Here is a 14516-nt window from a genome sequence, read left to right on the forward strand (position 1 = left end):
GGTCGCCCCGGCTGCTTGTATGTCTATCGGCGCACGAGCAACGCGGCCGCGGCGGCGAGCGCGACGACCGCCGCGACGGTCCCGAATCCGGGCGACGCCGACGGCGTCGATTCCTCGGTGGTTGCCGGCGGTTCCGCGGTCGCGGTCTCCGTCGGCTCCGCGGTCGCCGTGCTCGTCGACTCGGCCGTCTCGGTCGCAGTGGCCGTCGCCGTGTTCGCCGCGTCGATGTGGAGGTCCGCACTCACCTCCTCACCGCCACTCTGCGGGTTGACGTCGATGCCCACCGAGTAGTCGCCCGCGTCGGGGTTCTGGACGTCCTCGTAGACGACGATTATCTGGTCGCCCTCCTGTAGCTCGTAGTCGCCGTCCAGCCCGAGCGTCAGCGTCTCGCCGTCGTTGCTCCCGCTGACCTCGCCCAGCGAGGCCGCCAGCGAGCGGTCGATGGTGGCGTTCGAGTCGTTGTTCCCGCGGTCGACGCCGATCTTCACGACGTCGCCCTGCCCGACGTTGCTCACGTCGGTCCCGGTCCCGCTGTAATTGATTTCCAGCCCGTTCCACGACGAGTCACCGATCTCGTTCCCGACGAGCGTGCCCACGGTGTGGGCCGCCGTCGCGCCCGCCTCGTTCGGCACCGAGCTAACCGACGGCTCGGTCTCGCTCACCGCGCCCGCCGGGTTCGGGTCGGGGGAGCTGATGTCGCCGTCACCACCGCTCGTCGTCGTGGGTGATTCGGTGGTGGATGATTCGGTGGTGGGTGATTCAGTAGTGGGTGATTCGGTGGTAGGTGATTCGGTGGTGGGTGATTCGGTGGTGGGTGATTCGGTGGTGGGTGATTCAGTAGTGGATGACTCGGTGGTGGTGGACGATTCAGTGGTGCTTGTCGTCGTTTCTTCCGAGATTGAGAGCGTTCCGGTTGCCGCTGGGGTACTACTCTGTTCGTTTATGTAGACATCAATTTCGTAGTCGCCCACGTCCGGATTCTGTACATCGTTGTACGACACGACAACTTGGTCTCCTTGAGCGAGATTGTAGTTGCCGAAGAGGTTAATCCCGAGCGTTTCATTGTTGTTTGAGACGGAGACGTCGTCTATGTCGTCGAAGGCGCTAATGTTATCGCCGCCGTCGGCGGGGTTGATGTAGATTTCCGTGATGTCCCCCGAGCCGACTTCGCCCACATCAGCTCCGGTTCCACTGTAGTCGACTTGCAGTCCATTCCAAGAACTACCGCCGTCATCGCTGTCTGCGGTGGCTTTCACGGTGTGCTCCGTCGTTTCGCCTGGGCTATCTGAACTGGCCGAAATCGATCCTCCCGTCGCAGCAGTCGTTGCTCCGGCGAACATGGCTGCCGAGACGACCACGGCCACCAACACCCCCGCACGCACATAGTCACGTGGCATACCTCGATGGACTGCCGCCTACTGAAAAAGGGTGGTGGCCGAAACGGCTCGTAAAAGCCTGACGGCCGCGTTTTCGGCGGTTTTAAGGATTGGGGCCGAGCGGGTTCGACCATGGCGGGACGCTACTACGAGGGCTTCGAGGTCGGCGAGACCATCGAACACGAGAAGCGCCGCACTGTCTCCGAGGCGGACAACCAGCAGTTCTGCGACCTCACGATGAACCAGCAGCCGCTGCACCTCGACGAGGAGTTCGCCGCCGACACGCAGTTCGGCGAGCGCGTCGTCAACGGCCTCTACACGCTCAGCCTCGCAGTCGGGCTCACAATCCCGGACACCACCGACGGTACCATCGTCGCGAACCTCTCCTACGACGACGTCGAACATCCCGCGCCGGTGTTCCACGGCGACACGATTCGCGCGCAGTCCACGGTGACGGACAAGCGCGAGACCAGCGACGGCGAGCGCGGCGTCGTCACCTTCCACGTCGAGGCGTTCGCCGTGAACCGCGACGACGAACTGGTCTGCGAGTTCGACCGCACCGCACTCTCGCTGAAGCGCGAGCACGCCGCGGACTGACCGTGACTGTCCGCGACCGCGCGCGACGACTCGGGGCTCGCGCGCCCGACCCGGGGACGCTCGCGCGCTGGGGACTCGGCGCGATGCTGCTCGCGGCGGGCGTCCACAAGCTCCTCGACCCCGCCGCGTGGGCCGTCTACGTCACCGGCTGGCTCGCGCCGTGGCTCGTCGTCTCGCCGGTGGCGTTCATGCTCGCGAACGGCGTGCTCGAGATCGGGTTCGCCGCGCTGCTGTTCGCGGACCGCTACATCGCGTTCGCGGCGCTGGTCGCGTCCGTCTCGCTGGCGGCGACTATCGCCTACCTCGCCGTCGTCTGGGCGACGACCGGGCAGTTCGGGGACGTGATTGCGCGCGACGTCGGTCTCGTCGCCCTCGCGCTCGCGGTGCTCGTGGACGCGCTGCACCGGGAGTGAGCGGCGACCGTGCCGCCCGACCGGGGAAACTGCCTTAGTAAGAGGGTGCGTCGGGTGTCGTATGTCTTCTTCCGAGAAGCCCACAGTCGAGGACGTGATGTCCACGCCGCTGGAGACGATTAGCCCGGATGCGACCGTCAGGGAGGCCGCCGAGCGGATGCGCGCGAAAGACATCAGCGCGCTCGTCGTGACGACGACGCCGCGCGCCATCGTCAGCAGCACGGACGTCCTCGACGCCGTCGCCGAAGGCGAGGACGTCGCCGAGTTGACGGTCCGGGACGTGATGACGACCGACGTCGAGACCGCCGCGCCCGACCTCTACATGGAGGAGGTCGCCGCGATGATGACGACGTACGGCATCAAGCACCTCCCGGTTGTGGACGACGACTACGTCGGGATGATTTCCTCGACGGACGTCACCGCGCACCTCTCGTAGGCCGCCGGGGCCTCAGAGAATCGTGCCGTGCTTCTTCGAGGGCCGGTCTTTCTCGACGTCCTCGTAGAAGTCGAAGCGCGCCGCCAGCTCCGTGCGAAGCTCGGAGGGCGGGACGATTTCGTCGATGACCGTCTCGCTTGCCATCCGGTGGACGTCGATGTCCTCGCGGTACTCCTCGCGGAGCTCCTGCTCGCGCTCGGCGCGCTCCTCGGGGTCGTCGATGTCGTTCAGCTTGTTCGCGTAGACGGCGTTGATGGCGGCTTCCGGGCCCATGATGCCGATTTCGCCGGAGGGGAGCGCGATGGTGGATTCGGGGTCGTAGGCCGGTCCCGACATGGCGTAGATGCCGGCGCCGTAGGCCTTCCGCACGACCACCGACTGCTTGGGGACGGTGGCCTCGCTGGTGGCGTAAATCATCTTCTTGCCCTTCTCCAGAATCGCGTCCTGCTCGACCTGCGAGCCCGCCATGAAGCCGGGCGTGTCGCAGAGGTAGAGCAGCGGAACGTTGTAGGCGTCGGACTTCCAGACGAACTCCGCGGCTTTCTCGGCGGCGTCCGGGAAGATGGCGCCCGCGCGCTCGGCGGGCTGGTTCGCGACGATGCCCACGGTGCGGCCGTCGATGCGCGCGTACCCCGTGAGAATCTCCTTGCCGTACTCGGGCTTGAGTTCGAAGAATGAGTCGCCGTCCACGACGCGCTCGATGAGCTCGTGCATGTCGTACGCGCGGTTCGGGGACTCGGGAATCAGGCCGTCGATGCCCTCGGTGGGTTTCGCGGGCGGCTCGGCGGGCTGGCTCGGCGGTTTCTCGTCGCTGTTGTCCGGGAGGTACCCAATTAGGTCGGAGACGAGTTCGCGGGCGTGCTCCTCGTCGCGGGCGACGAGGTCCGCGCTCCCGGACTGACGGGCGTGCACCTCGGGGCCGCCGAGGTCCTGCATCTCGATTTCCTCGCCGGTCACCATCTTCACCATCCGCGGGCTCGCGATGGCCATCGCGGACATCCCCTCGACCATCACGGTGAAGTCCGCGAATACGGGCGTATAGGCGGCGCCGGCGATGCAGGGGCCGTACAGCACGCAGATCTGGGGGACGCGCCCGGAGAGCCGCGAGTGGTTGAAGTAGTACTTCCCGATGCCCTCGCGGTTCGCGAAGAACCCGGACTGCTGGTCGATGCGACCGCCGGAGGAGTCCATCAGGTAGAGTACCGGCTGCCCGGTCTTGAGTGCGCGCTGCTGCATCCGGAGGAACTTCTCGACGCCGCGCTCGGCCATCGACCCCGCCTTCACGGTGAAGTCGTTGGCCATGAAGTGGACGTCCCGCCCCTCGAAGTCCGCCGCCCCCGTGATGAGGCCGTCCGCGGGGAGGCGCGTGTCGGGGTCTGCCTCCTCGACGTCCGGGCTGTTCGGGTGCCACGAGTCGAAGTTCGCGAACCTCCCGTCCTCGAACAGGAGGTCGCCGTTGCCGTCCCCGCCCTCGTCGCCGAACCAGAGGTCGAGGCGGTCGCGCACGAACAGCTTGTCCTGCTCGCTCAGGCGCGCCTTGTACTTCTCGGGGCCGCCGTCGAGGATGTCCGCGATTTCCTCGCGCAGTCTCTCCTCGCGCTCGGTCGGCCCGAGTTCCCGCTCCGGTTCGGCGTCCTCCTCGGCGGCGGGCTCGGGCGCTTCGTGGACGGCCGCGGGCTCGTCGTCGTCGCCGAGGTACACCTCGACCTCGTCGGCGACGTGTTCGGCGAGCGCGGCGGCGACCGCGCGTGCTTCCTCTTCGGTCGCGCCGGCGCCGATTCGCACCTTCATGGTCTTTCGTGAGTTGCACGGTGGCAAACCGTTTTCTCTTCGCCGCCCGCCGAATCGGCCACAAAGATTACGTCCTCAGACAGAAAACAAATCCCGCATGGGTCCCGTCGAACTGCTGTTGGCGCTGCTCCTGGTCGTCGTGTTCGCGGCGTTCGCGTACCTGCTCCCGCAGGTGTACGAGACGCTGCACTCGTAGCGCCAGCGCGGCCGCGGACCACCGGCGGCTAAGTTCCTCGCAGTCCATCCGCCGGTATGAGCGACTCGCTGGCGGTCGTCGGCGCGGGCGCTGCGGGCGCCGCCGCCGCGTACCGGCTCCGCGACGCCGACCGCGACGCGACGGTGTTCGAGAAGTCCCGCGGCGTCACCGGCCGCGCGGCGACCCGGCGGCGCAACGGCTGTCGCTACGACCACGGCGCGAACTACGTCACTCCCGGCGACGGCCCGGTCGCGGACCTCGTGCGCGACCTCGGCGACGACGGCCGTCACGACATCGCCGAGCCGGTCTGGATGTTCGACGGCGCCGGGACCGTCGCGCCGGGCCGCGACAGCGGCGAGCCGAAGTGGACGTGGGCGGCCGGCATCACGCAACTCGGGAAGCGCCTGCTCGCGCGCACCGACGCGACGGTCCGCCGGGAGACGCGCGTCCGCTCGCTCGCTCGGACGGCCGACGGCGGCTGGGCGCTCACGGACGCCGACGGGGAGACGTACGGGCCGTTCGGCGACGTCCTGCTGACGCCGCCGGCGCCCCAGACCGCCGACCTGCTCGCGGCGACGGACTGGGACGACGAGCGCCTCGCGGCCGCCCGGGACGCCGCGGCCGCAGTGCCGTACCGGAGCGTCGTCACCGCGGTCCTCCACTACCCGTTCGAACTCGACCGCGAGTGGTACGCGCTCGTCAACACGGACGACGACCACGACGTCGGCTGGCTCGCCCGCGAGTCCTGCAAGCCCGGACACGTCCCGGACGGCGAGAGCCTCCTCGTCGTCCAGATGGCGCCAGACTGGTCGGCGACACACTACGACGACCCGGACGGCGATCAGGTCGCGGCCGCCGCCGACCGGGTCGCCGCGCTGCTCGACGACGACCGCCTCCTCGACCCGGACTGGACGGACACGCAGGGCTGGCGGTACGCGCTCCCCGACGCCGCCGCCGAGCGCGAGCCACTGTCGGCGGTCGCAGACGCAGGCCTCCACTTCGCGGGCGACTGGGTCGCCGGCGAGGGCCGCGTCCACGCGGCCGTCGAGTCCGGGCTCGACGCCGCCGACCGGATTCGGTAACGGCGTCGCCGCGGGGCCGCGGTCGCACGCGCCCGGGCTCGACGCGACCACCACTATATTCAAGTGCGTTACAGCAAGACAGAGAGACGTGTCTCGGTGCTCAGTCCCGCGTTCCGTCGTGGTCGCCGTCGTCGTCGCGCTCGCGGCGGCGAGCCCGGCGACGGCGCTCGCGGCCGGCACCGCCGACGCCGCCACGGTCGATTCGGGCGTCCTCTCGGTCGAGGTGACCGGGCCGGGCGCCGCGACCGAACGGGGCGGCGTCTACTACGTGTGGGCCGACGAACCCGCGACCGTGCGGGTGACCGTCGGCGACTACCTCGGCGACTCCGCGACGTACTACGCCGACTACGACGTCCGGCTGACCGAGAGCCGCGAGGCCAGCTACAGCGAGCAGGTCGACAGCTCGCTGGCCGTGACGACGGTGACGCTCGGCGAGCTGGCGACGACCGACGCCGACCTCACGCTCGAACCGCGCGAGGCGGAACTCGAACCCGGCCGGCACACGCTGTACGCGACGATGTACAGCGCGAAGGCAAGCGGGAACTCCCGCCGCGACGACCGAGCAATCACGGTCCACGTCATCAACAAGGGCGGCGACCTCGACGCCGACGGCCTCTCGAACGCGAACGAGCTCTCACTGGGGACCGACTTCCGCGACGACGACACGGACGGCGACGACCTCGAAGACGGCTCCGAGGTCCACCAGTTCGGCACCGACCCGACCGACCCCGACACGGACGACGACGGCGTCCGCGACGACCGGGAGGTCCGCGAGGGGACCGACTACGGGAGCGCGGACACCGACGCCGACAGCCTCGACGACCGCTCGGAGCTCGCGGGCAACACGTCCGCTATCGACGCCGACGCCGACCTCGACGGCCTCCCGGACGCGCTCGAAGTCCAGCTCGGCACCGACCCCAACGACCGCGACACGGACGGCGACGGCCTCACTGACCTGACCGAGTACCGCGACACGGGCACGGACCCGCTCGACGCGGACACGGACGGCGACGGCCTCGACGACGGCATCGAACTGCGGCGCTACGACTCGAACCCGACCGCGGTGGACTCGGACGCCGACGGGATTCCGGACGGCGAGGAAGTGCTGCGCGGCACGGACCCCACGGTCCCGAACGACGCGGCGAACGCGGCCGTCGCCGACGAGGTCGTGCCGTTCGACTGGTCGGTGTACTACCCGGTGGCTCACCTCCAGCGCGCACTCACATGACGCCGCGAACACTCCTCCTCGCCGCGCTCGTGGTGCTCGGCGCGGCCACTACCGGCGTCGCCGCGAGCGCCGTCGGGCCGGCCGCGCCTGCGGACGCGACAGCCGAGGCCGCGACGCCCGCAGCGGCACCGACGTACGTCGAAGGCAACGTGACAGAGAACACGACGTGGACGGCCGAGAACGGCCCGTACTACGTCGGTCGCGACCTCACGGTCACGGGGAACGCGACGCTCACCGTCGAACCCGGTACGCGCGTCAACGTCGGCGAGGAGGTCACGATTACCGTCGAGGGGAGCCTCGTCGCCGCCGGGACCGGCCTCGACCCGATTCAGTTCACGACCGCCGACTCCGCCTCGGACGCCGGCACCTGGCAGACCATCGAGTACGCCGGCGACGGCGACTCGACGCTCCGGCTGGAGCACGCCGTCGTCGAGCACGGCACGACCGCGATTACGGCCACGTCCAGCAAGGGGTCGATTCGGCTCGCCAACGCGACGGTCCGCGAGCACGTCCGAGACGGGCTCGCCGTGACGACCCGAGCGGGCGCGCCGTCGCTCCGGATTGCGGACAGCCGGTTCACCGACGTCGGGCGCGCCGGCGTCACTGTCGCGGTCCCCGAGACCGACCCCTACGCCGACGCGGCGCGGAACCTCCGCATCGACGGGACGACGTTCGCGGACACCGGCGCCAGCGGCGTTCGCGTGCGCGCTCGAAAGATTTCGAACGTCCGGCTGACCGACGTTACCGTCGCCGGCGTCTCCGAAGCCGGCGTCGCGTTCGAGACCGAATCGACGGACGCGCGCCCGAAGACCACCAACGACCACGCCGTCGAGGACGTGCGGCTGAGGCGGGTCGCAGTCGAGAACGTCGGCGGAGACGGCGTCGCGTTCCGCGGCGGCGCGTTAGACGACGTTGACGTGCTGGACAGCGAGGTCCGGGGAGCGTCCGGGAGCGGGTTCCACGTGGACGCGGCGACCGACGCCGACGACGTGCGGTTCGCGCGCAACACCGTCGTCGACGCTCGGAACGGCCTCCGGGTCGCGCTCCGGCGGACGGCCGGCGGTATCCAGCACGTCTCGCTCGCCGTCGAGCGAAACGAGTTCTCCCAGAACGACCGCTACGGCCTCGACGCGACCGCGGAGTACGTCTTCGTGGACGGGTTCGACGTGCGGAACAACACGCTCGCCGAGAACGGCGACGGCGGCGCGGCGTTCGGCACCCAGCAGGTCGATAACACCGTGTTTGCGGACAACGTCGTGCGCGAGAACGGCGGTTCGGGTATCTCCGTGTCTGCGATCCGCGTGCGCGGCGTGACCGTCCGCCGGAACCGCCTCGTCGGCAACGCCGATGACGGGCTCTCCGTTCGCGCGAGCGACCTGCTCGGCGGGGTGCGCGTGGGATTCAACGACGCGCTCGACAACGGCGAGTTCGGCGTCGAGGTCGCCGGCGAGCGAGCCGGTGCGACCACCGCGATTCACAACAACACGGTCGCGGCGAACGCGAACGGCGTGCGCGTCGCCGGCCCGACGCCGGCGCGGCTCGCGAACAACTCCGTGGTGTTGAACACCGCCGACCGGGAGCGCGCGGACGGCGGCCGCGACGCCGCCGCCGCGACCGGCGTGGTCGTCGAGAACGCGCCGAACGTCGAACTCCGCCACAACGACGTCTACGGCCACATCGTCGGGCTGCGGAGCAGCCTCGACGGCGGCGAGGTCGTCGTCGCCGAGCGCAACTACTGGGGCGCCGCCTCGGGGCCGTACCACGAGACGCTCAATCCGGGCGGCGCGGGCGACGCGGTCGTGACCGACGCCGGGAAGGCCGACCCGGTGCCGTTCGCGAGTGAGCCGTTCGGGCCGCGCTACGAGCGCCCGACTGCGGTGCTCGCGGCCAACGAGACGACCGTTACGCCCGGCGAACCCGTCGAGTTCTCGGGGCGGCAGTCCACTGACGACGGCACAATCACGCGCTACGACTTCGCCGTCGCCGGCCAGCGCCACGCCGGCGCGGCTGCGACGTACGCGACCTCGTTCGCGGAGCCGGGGACGTACGAGGTCTCGCTGGTCGTCGAGGACGAACTCGGCGTCGCCAGCCTCAACGACGCGACCGTGAACGTCACCGTCGAGCCCGCCGCGCGGACGACCCAGCCGACGACCGCGGCGACGACGACCGCGACGACAACCGCGCCCGAGCCCAGCGAGGGCGACGACTCGCTGCTGGCGAGCCTGCTCTCGCTGTGGGGCGGGCTGGGGGCGCTGTGCTACGCGGTCGCGCTCGCGCTCGGCGCCTACGGGACGTGGCTCTCCATCGGCGGCCGCGACCCGCCGGTCAGCGGGACGACGATTCACGCGCTCGCCGCTGCTGGCGTCCTCGTCTGGGCGGTCGCCGGCTTCCTCGGGGACGGCGCGCTGCTCACGTTCGCCGGCGGCGGCGCTGTCGCGTGGGGTGGCCTGACAGGAATCGTCCTCGCGCTCGCGACGCGGTAGCTACTCGGCGTCGTTGAGGCGCCACGTGAAAATCGCCCGCAGCACGACGACGAGGCTGTTCGACTCGCCGCTCCCCCAGATGGCCGTCTCCGACTCCGGGGTCGAGGGCCGGCCGTTCTCGCCGTCCACGAGCACGCTCACGAGCGTCGTCTCGCCGTCGACCATCATGAGCCGGCCCGCGGGCGTGTCCGACCACATCCACAGCGACTCGAACAGCTCGGCGTCGGGCACCTCCCGCTGGATGCGGTCTTGGACGTCCGGCGACACGCCCGCCAGCTCGATGGCCACGCCGCGGCCCGCGGCGGCTTCGAGGGCGTCCACGACGTCCTCGGTGAGCAGCTCCCCGACGGTCATGTAGACGATGCGGTCCTCGGCGTTCTCGACGAACTCCAGCACGCGGTCGGTCACCGTCTCCCGGCCCGAGACCGTCCAGACGCCGCGCTGCTCGTCGCGGCGCTCTATCGGTTCGATCTCGTCCAGCGCTTCCGTGAGAACGGCCGTGCGGTGTCGCCACTCGCGTTCGACTTTCCCGCCGGTCGTCTCCGCGGAGATGGCCCAGAACTCCTTGGGCGTGGACTGCTGGACGTCGACGAGCCCGTGGCCGCGGAGCTCGTCGACGGCGTCGTAGACCCGCGTCCGGGGCACGTCCGCGACCCGGCTGACGTCCTTGGCGGTCCCGGTGCCGAGCCCGACGAGCGCGACGAACGTGCGCGCGGCGTACGTGCTCAGGCCGAACTGTTCGAGCTGTTCGATAGCGACAGCGCGCGCGTCGTCGGATGTATCAGGACTCATGACGGTGCGTGTCCGCTCCGGAAACCCCGCTACGGAGGTAGCAGGGCTGGCACGCGGGGTTGTGGTTGGGACACAAGAGGGCCACGTGCTACTCGATGGGTAGGTAGCCGGCCGTATAATGATTTTGTGATTAATTGGGTGAATACCGTAGCCGCGGAGGAGTGATTCGAGACGCCGTTTACTACCGGCCAGTGATTCTTCACTGTAAATATCACAAACTGGGCGCGGTGCTGTGGCGGAGCAGCGGCCTAACGGCCTGCTAGCTCGCCTCTGACACGCACCGGCGAAACCGTAATCCTGGTAGTAACAACGCATATCCGTCGCGCACTGCTATCCCTCCGCTACCCCCGGGTTCTCCGGGCTGCGGGTTGGGACACATGACTACGAACGAGAACGCCGAGGAGGCCGTCGACGTCCTCCAAGAACTCGGCTTGAAAGAGTACGAAGCGAAGTGCTTCGTCGGGCTGACGCGGATTCCGACGGGCACGGCGAAAAAGCTCAGCGAGGTCACGGACGTGCCGCGAACCCGGATTTACGACGCGATTCGGGTCCTGGAAGCACAGGGGCTGGTCGAAGTCCAGCACTCCAGCCCCCAGCAGTTCCGTGCCGTCCCCCTGTCGGAGGCCACCGAGACGCTGCGCGACCAGTACGAGTCCCGCGTCGAACAGCTCCGGGACGCGCTGGAAGCCGTCGAGAGCGTCGACAGCGAGACGGAGCCCTCGGTCCAGGAGGTGTGGACGCTCACTGGACAGACCGCGATTGCGAACCGCGCGAACCAGCTCGTCGCCGACGCCGACCGCGAAGTGGTGCTCGTGGTCGGCGACGACTCCCTGCTGACCGACGAGCTCGTCGCCCAGTTGAACGCCATCCCGGAGGGCGCCGACCTCGCCATCGGCGCCGTCTCGGCGTCCGCGCAGGCCGAGATTCAGGCCGCCGTCCCGGACGCGACCACGTTCATCTCTGGGCTGGAGTGGCTCCGCAGCGACCCCGACGCCGAACACGACGTCGCCATCGGCCGACTGCTCCTCGTGGACCGGTCGGCGTTCCTCGTGAGTTCCATCATGCCGGACACGCACACTGAGCAAGCCATCTTCGGCACCGGCGTCGGGAACGGGCTCGTCGTCCTCGCGCGCCGACTCATGGCGCAGGGGCTCGTGCCGAGCCGCGACCCCGGACAGGTCGGCGAGTAGCGTTCTACTCCCGGGCCCCGAGTTACAGGTCGGTCTGGACGTCGACGATGGTCTTCGCCGTCTCGAAGATATCGTCGGCGGCCAGGAACGCCTCCACGGAGTCGAACTCCGCGGGCTCGGTCGGAATCTGGAGTTCGAGCTCGTCGTCGTCGAGCCCGCCCGTGATTCGCGCCAGCGACTGCGTCCCGCCCGCCTGCACGTGAATCACCGCGTTCACGGTGTCGTCGTCGACCTGCACGTGTTGGATCTCCAGCGGGCCGTCCTGCCCGCCGTCCGCGTAGTGTATCACCGCGGGCACCGCGTCCATCTGCACGAGCTTCGTACCGAGTGTCGCCATACTAGACACGGGCCGCACGGCCGGAAAAGCCGCGCGACTCGCGCCCCGCCTCCGAGCCCGGCTGCGTGGCTCGCCGCTCGCCCGCCGCCCCCCGAACGCCACCTGCTCGTCCGTCAGACAACCGGCTGCCGCCTGTCGGATTCGACGCCCGCCACCGCAGTGGTTTTATTGCAGTCGATGGCAATCCGCGTGTAAGCGCTGACCAACTGTGTCACGCGTGTAACGAAAACTATGAAAGTCAGCTTCGAGATTCCGGACTTCGACGAACGCGGCGTGTCGCCGGTCATCGGCGTCATCCTGATGGTCGCGATTACAGTCATCCTGGCTGCCGTCATCGCCAGCTTCGTACTCGGCTTCGGCGACTCCGTCAGCGAAAACGTACAGGCCGGCGCCGACGTCAGTCAGACCAACGACGGGAACGCAAGTGTGACGTGGATTAGTGAAGGAAATGCGGTTAACCTCAGTGTCTCCACGACTAGCACCGACACTAATGCCACTAGTGGCGTGAATCTCGCTGAAGTTGGGGACAGCGTGAAGGTATACAACACTGCGTCCGGCCCAATCTCTACCACGATTACGGTTACCGCGTACGGTGAGGGTGGTTCTCAGACTGTCGTCACTCAGGAAGAAGTCACACTCACGAACAGCACTGCGTAACGAATCTGCGGCACCGTTTTGCGGATTTATCGACCCGTTAGCCGTAGCATCCAACAAACGGGCCGAGACATATCTCTCAATCTTGTTTCAACTCTCGCGTTCGCTCCTCGGAAAATGATGGGCGCTGCAGGATTTGAACCCGCGGCGTCTTGGTCCGAAGCCAAGTGCTCTGTCCAAGCTGAGCTAAGCGCCCGGCACGCCAACGTAGACGGAGGTCGGTTTTAAACCCCGTGATTCGGGGTGGTGCGGGTTCGGTCGTATCGCCTCCTTTATTCGGGGTGGTCCGCGTAGGCGTGGGTATGAGCGTGGCGGGGACAGTTCGAGGGCTGGTGGAGCTCACGCGGCCGGTGAACACGGTCGCGGCGGGCGCGTTGACGTTCATCGGGGCGTTCGTCGCTGGCGGGGCGTTCGCGGAGCCGGTGGCGACGGCGGCCGCGGTGGGGGCGACGTGGTTCGCGACGGCGGCGGGGATGGCGATTAACGACTACTTCGACCGGGAAATCGACCGCATCAACAACCCGGAGCGCGCGATTCCGCGGGGGGCGGTGTCGGCCCGGGGCGCGCTGGCGTTCAGCCTCGCGCTGTTCGCGGGTGCGGTGGCGCTGGCGCTGTTGTTGCCGCCGCTGGCGCTGGGCATCGCGGCGGTGAACCTCCTCGGGCTGGTGACGTACACGGAGTACTTCAAGGGGCTGCCGGGCGCGGGGAACGCGCTGGTGGCGTACCTCGTGGGGAGCACGTTCTTGTTCGGCGCGGCCGCGGTCGGCGACCCGCTGGCGGGCGGCGTGCTCGCGGTGCTGGCGGCGCTGTCGACGTTCACGCGCGAGGTCATCAAAGACGTCGAGGACGTGGCGGGGGACCGCGAGGAGGGACTGCGAACGCTCCCCATCGTGATGGGGGAGCGGCGTGCGCTCGTCCTCGGGACAGTCCTGTTGATCGTCGCGGTGCTGGCGAGTCCGGTGCCGTACCTCGCGGGGACGTTCGGCGTCTGGTACCTGGTCGTCGTGGTGCCGGCGGACGCGGTGATGCTGGCGGCGGCGTACCGGAGCTTCGACGACCCGGAGGCGGGCCAGCAACTCCTGAAGGCCGGGACGTTCGTCGCCGCTGTGGCGTTCGTCGCGGGTCGGCTGGCCGCCCCGTGAGGCGGCCAATCAAAAGGAATTTAAGCGAATCAGCATATCTTTCGGGCAGATGAGAACGGGGGAGTACCACTCGTCGCCGTGCAACTCCCCGGTCGCAGTAGGGACGCGAGGGGGAGCATAATGTACGAGCTTGGCGCGGCCTTCTCGGACGTGGACGTCGAGCCGGGAACGAATGTCCTCGTGGAGGGGCCGCCGATGAGCGGCAAGCGCGACCTCGGGTTCGAGGTTCTCGCGACCGGTGCCCGCGACGGTGAGGGGTCTATCGTCGTGTCGACGAAGGACAGCGCCGAGCGCGTCATCGAGGACTTCGCCGAGCACGTCGGCGACACCGAGCCGCTGCTGGGCGTCGTCGACTGCGTCACGAAACAGCAGGGGATGGGGACGGCGACCGAGTCAGAGCTCGTCCGGTACGCGTCCTCGCCGGTGGACCTGACGGGCATCGGTATCGAGCTCTCCGAGCTGCTGCGCGCGCTCTACCAGCAGCGCGGCGTCACCCGCAACCGCATCCTCCTGCACTCGCTGTCGACGCTGCTGATGTACTCGGACCTCCAGACGGTGTTCCGGTTCCTGCACGTGTTCACGGGGCGCGTGCAGTCCGCGGACGCCCTCGGCGTGTTCGTCGTCGACTCCAGCGCCCACGACGAGCAGACGGTGAGCACGCTCAAGCAGCTGTTCGACGGCATCGTCACGCTCCGCGAGCGCGAGGACGGCGGCTTCGAGGCGCGGCTCGTCGGCATCGAGGACGGCACCGGCTGGCGCGACCTGTAGCTTTTTCGCCGCGGCCGCCCAACGAGCGCGT

13 protein-coding genes, 1 tRNA gene and 1 pseudogene are annotated in these 14516 nt (G+C 68.8%); 10 read left to right on the forward strand and 5 right to left on the reverse strand.

From position 1 onward, the window contains the following. Positions 1 to 23: 23 nt before the first annotated feature. A complete protein-coding gene (locus HHUB_RS16515) occupies positions 24 to 1175 on the reverse strand; it encodes a PGF-CTERM sorting domain-containing protein (protein ID WP_157533976.1) in 1152 nt (383 codons plus the stop codon). A gap of 330 nt (positions 1176 to 1505) precedes the next feature. Here HHUB_RS16515 and HHUB_RS03235 point away from each other — a divergent pair. From HHUB_RS03235 to HHUB_RS03245, 3 genes and pseudogenes are all read left to right on the forward strand, one after another. After that, a pseudogene (locus tag HHUB_RS03235) lies at positions 1506 to 1973 on the forward strand (MaoC family dehydratase); the annotation flags it as partial. 2 nt (positions 1974 to 1975) lie between these two features. Beyond that, entirely contained in the window at positions 1976 to 2386 is a 411-nt protein-coding gene (locus HHUB_RS03240; protein WP_238324000.1) for a DoxX family membrane protein, read from the forward strand. 61 nt (positions 2387 to 2447) lie between these two features. Next, the gene (locus HHUB_RS03245) at positions 2448 to 2822 is read left to right on the forward strand and encodes a CBS domain-containing protein (RefSeq protein WP_059056173.1); all 375 of its coding nucleotides are present in this window, start codon (positions 2448 to 2450) and stop codon (positions 2820 to 2822) included. Between the two features lie 12 nt (positions 2823 to 2834). Here the strand turns inward: HHUB_RS03245 and HHUB_RS03250 are convergent, their stop codons facing one another. Next, complete coding sequence (locus tag HHUB_RS03250) at positions 2835 to 4613, reverse strand: acyl-CoA carboxylase subunit beta (RefSeq protein ID WP_059056174.1); 1779 nt, start codon at positions 4611 to 4613, stop codon at positions 2835 to 2837. 252 nt (positions 4614 to 4865) lie between these two features. On the opposite strand from HHUB_RS03250, the gene HHUB_RS03255 reads away from it, so the two are divergent. The 3 genes from HHUB_RS03255 to HHUB_RS03265 all read left to right on the forward strand — a co-directional run bounded on the left by HHUB_RS03255 (position 4866) and on the right by HHUB_RS03265 (position 9602). After that, the gene (locus tag HHUB_RS03255; RefSeq protein ID WP_059056175.1) at positions 4866 to 5891 is read left to right on the forward strand and encodes an NAD(P)/FAD-dependent oxidoreductase; all 1026 of its coding nucleotides are present in this window, start codon (positions 4866 to 4868) and stop codon (positions 5889 to 5891) included. 88 nt (positions 5892 to 5979) lie between these two features. Next, the gene (locus HHUB_RS03260; RefSeq protein WP_143416406.1) at positions 5980 to 7119 is read left to right on the forward strand and encodes a calcium-binding protein; all 1140 of its coding nucleotides are present in this window, start codon (positions 5980 to 5982) and stop codon (positions 7117 to 7119) included. After that, entirely contained in the window at positions 7116 to 9602 is a 2487-nt protein-coding gene (locus tag HHUB_RS03265) for a right-handed parallel beta-helix repeat-containing protein (RefSeq protein ID WP_059056177.1), read from the forward strand. Before HHUB_RS03260 ends, HHUB_RS03265 begins: the two co-directional genes overlap by 4 nt. Here HHUB_RS03265 and HHUB_RS03270 read toward each other — a convergent pair whose 3' ends face one another. Beyond that, a complete protein-coding gene (locus tag HHUB_RS03270; RefSeq protein WP_059056178.1) occupies positions 9603 to 10394 on the reverse strand; it encodes a TrmB family transcriptional regulator in 792 nt (263 codons plus the stop codon). A 377-nt stretch (positions 10395 to 10771) separates the two neighbouring features. Here HHUB_RS03270 and HHUB_RS03275 point away from each other — a divergent pair, with 377 nt between their 5' ends. After that, positions 10772 to 11584, forward strand: coding sequence for a TrmB family transcriptional regulator (locus HHUB_RS03275; protein WP_059056179.1), 813 nt, complete (start codon positions 10772 to 10774; stop codon positions 11582 to 11584). 22 nt (positions 11585 to 11606) lie between these two features. Here HHUB_RS03275 and HHUB_RS03280 read toward each other — a convergent pair whose 3' ends face one another. Next, a complete protein-coding gene (locus HHUB_RS03280) occupies positions 11607 to 11921 on the reverse strand; it encodes a hypothetical protein (RefSeq protein WP_059056180.1) in 315 nt (104 codons plus the stop codon). Between the two features lie 231 nt (positions 11922 to 12152). Here HHUB_RS03280 and HHUB_RS03285 point away from each other — a divergent pair, with 231 nt between their 5' ends. Next, on the forward strand, positions 12153 to 12578 hold the full coding sequence (locus HHUB_RS03285) for a type IV pilin (protein ID WP_059056181.1): 426 nt from the start codon (positions 12153 to 12155) through the stop codon (positions 12576 to 12578). Between the two features lie 118 nt (positions 12579 to 12696). Here HHUB_RS03285 and HHUB_RS03290 read toward each other — a convergent pair. Further along, a tRNA-Arg gene (locus tag HHUB_RS03290) sits at positions 12697 to 12771 on the reverse strand. Positions 12772 to 12877: 106 nt separating this feature from the next. Between HHUB_RS03290 and HHUB_RS03295 the strand changes: the two genes are divergently transcribed. Together HHUB_RS03295 and HHUB_RS03300 are read left to right on the forward strand one after the other, a co-directional pair. Continuing rightward, positions 12878 to 13717: a geranylgeranylglycerol-phosphate geranylgeranyltransferase gene (locus tag HHUB_RS03295; RefSeq protein WP_059056182.1), complete on the forward strand. Its 840-nt coding sequence runs from the start codon at positions 12878 to 12880 to the stop codon at positions 13715 to 13717. Positions 13718 to 13837: 120 nt separating this feature from the next. After that, positions 13838 to 14485 (forward strand): RAD55 family ATPase, encoded by a 648-nt coding sequence (locus tag HHUB_RS03300; RefSeq protein ID WP_059056183.1) that lies wholly within the window; start codon positions 13838 to 13840, stop codon positions 14483 to 14485. The last annotated feature ends 31 nt before the right edge of the window (positions 14486 to 14516 follow it).

Origin of the sequence: Halobacterium hubeiense (genome assembly GCF_001488575.1) — an archaeon.
Lineage (GTDB): Archaea > Halobacteriota > Halobacteria > Halobacteriales > Halobacteriaceae > Halobacterium > Halobacterium hubeiense.

Bases quoted from the DNA above. Each gene is read 5' to 3' on its own strand.
- HHUB_RS03245 (WP_059056173.1), top strand. From the start codon at position 2,448: ATGTCTTCTTCCGAGAAGCCCACAGTCGAGGACGTGATGTCCACGCCG.
- HHUB_RS03250 (WP_059056174.1), bottom strand. From the start codon at position 4,613: ATGAAGGTGCGAATCGGCGCCGGCGCGACCGAAGAGGAAGCACGCGCG.
- HHUB_RS03255 (WP_059056175.1), top strand. From the start codon at position 4,866: ATGAGCGACTCGCTGGCGGTCGTCGGCGCGGGCGCTGCGGGCGCCGCC.
- HHUB_RS03265 (WP_059056177.1), top strand. From the start codon at position 7,116: ATGACGCCGCGAACACTCCTCCTCGCCGCGCTCGTGGTGCTCGGCGCG.
- HHUB_RS03270 (WP_059056178.1), bottom strand. From the start codon at position 10,394: ATGAGTCCTGATACATCCGACGACGCGCGCGCTGTCGCTATCGAACAG.
- HHUB_RS03275 (WP_059056179.1), top strand. From the start codon at position 10,772: ATGACTACGAACGAGAACGCCGAGGAGGCCGTCGACGTCCTCCAAGAA.
- HHUB_RS03280 (WP_059056180.1), bottom strand. From the start codon at position 11,921: ATGGCGACACTCGGTACGAAGCTCGTGCAGATGGACGCGGTGCCCGCG.
- HHUB_RS03285 (WP_059056181.1), top strand. From the start codon at position 12,153: ATGAAAGTCAGCTTCGAGATTCCGGACTTCGACGAACGCGGCGTGTCG.
- HHUB_RS03295 (WP_059056182.1), top strand. From the start codon at position 12,878: ATGAGCGTGGCGGGGACAGTTCGAGGGCTGGTGGAGCTCACGCGGCCG.
- HHUB_RS03300 (WP_059056183.1), top strand. From the start codon at position 13,838: ATGTACGAGCTTGGCGCGGCCTTCTCGGACGTGGACGTCGAGCCGGGA.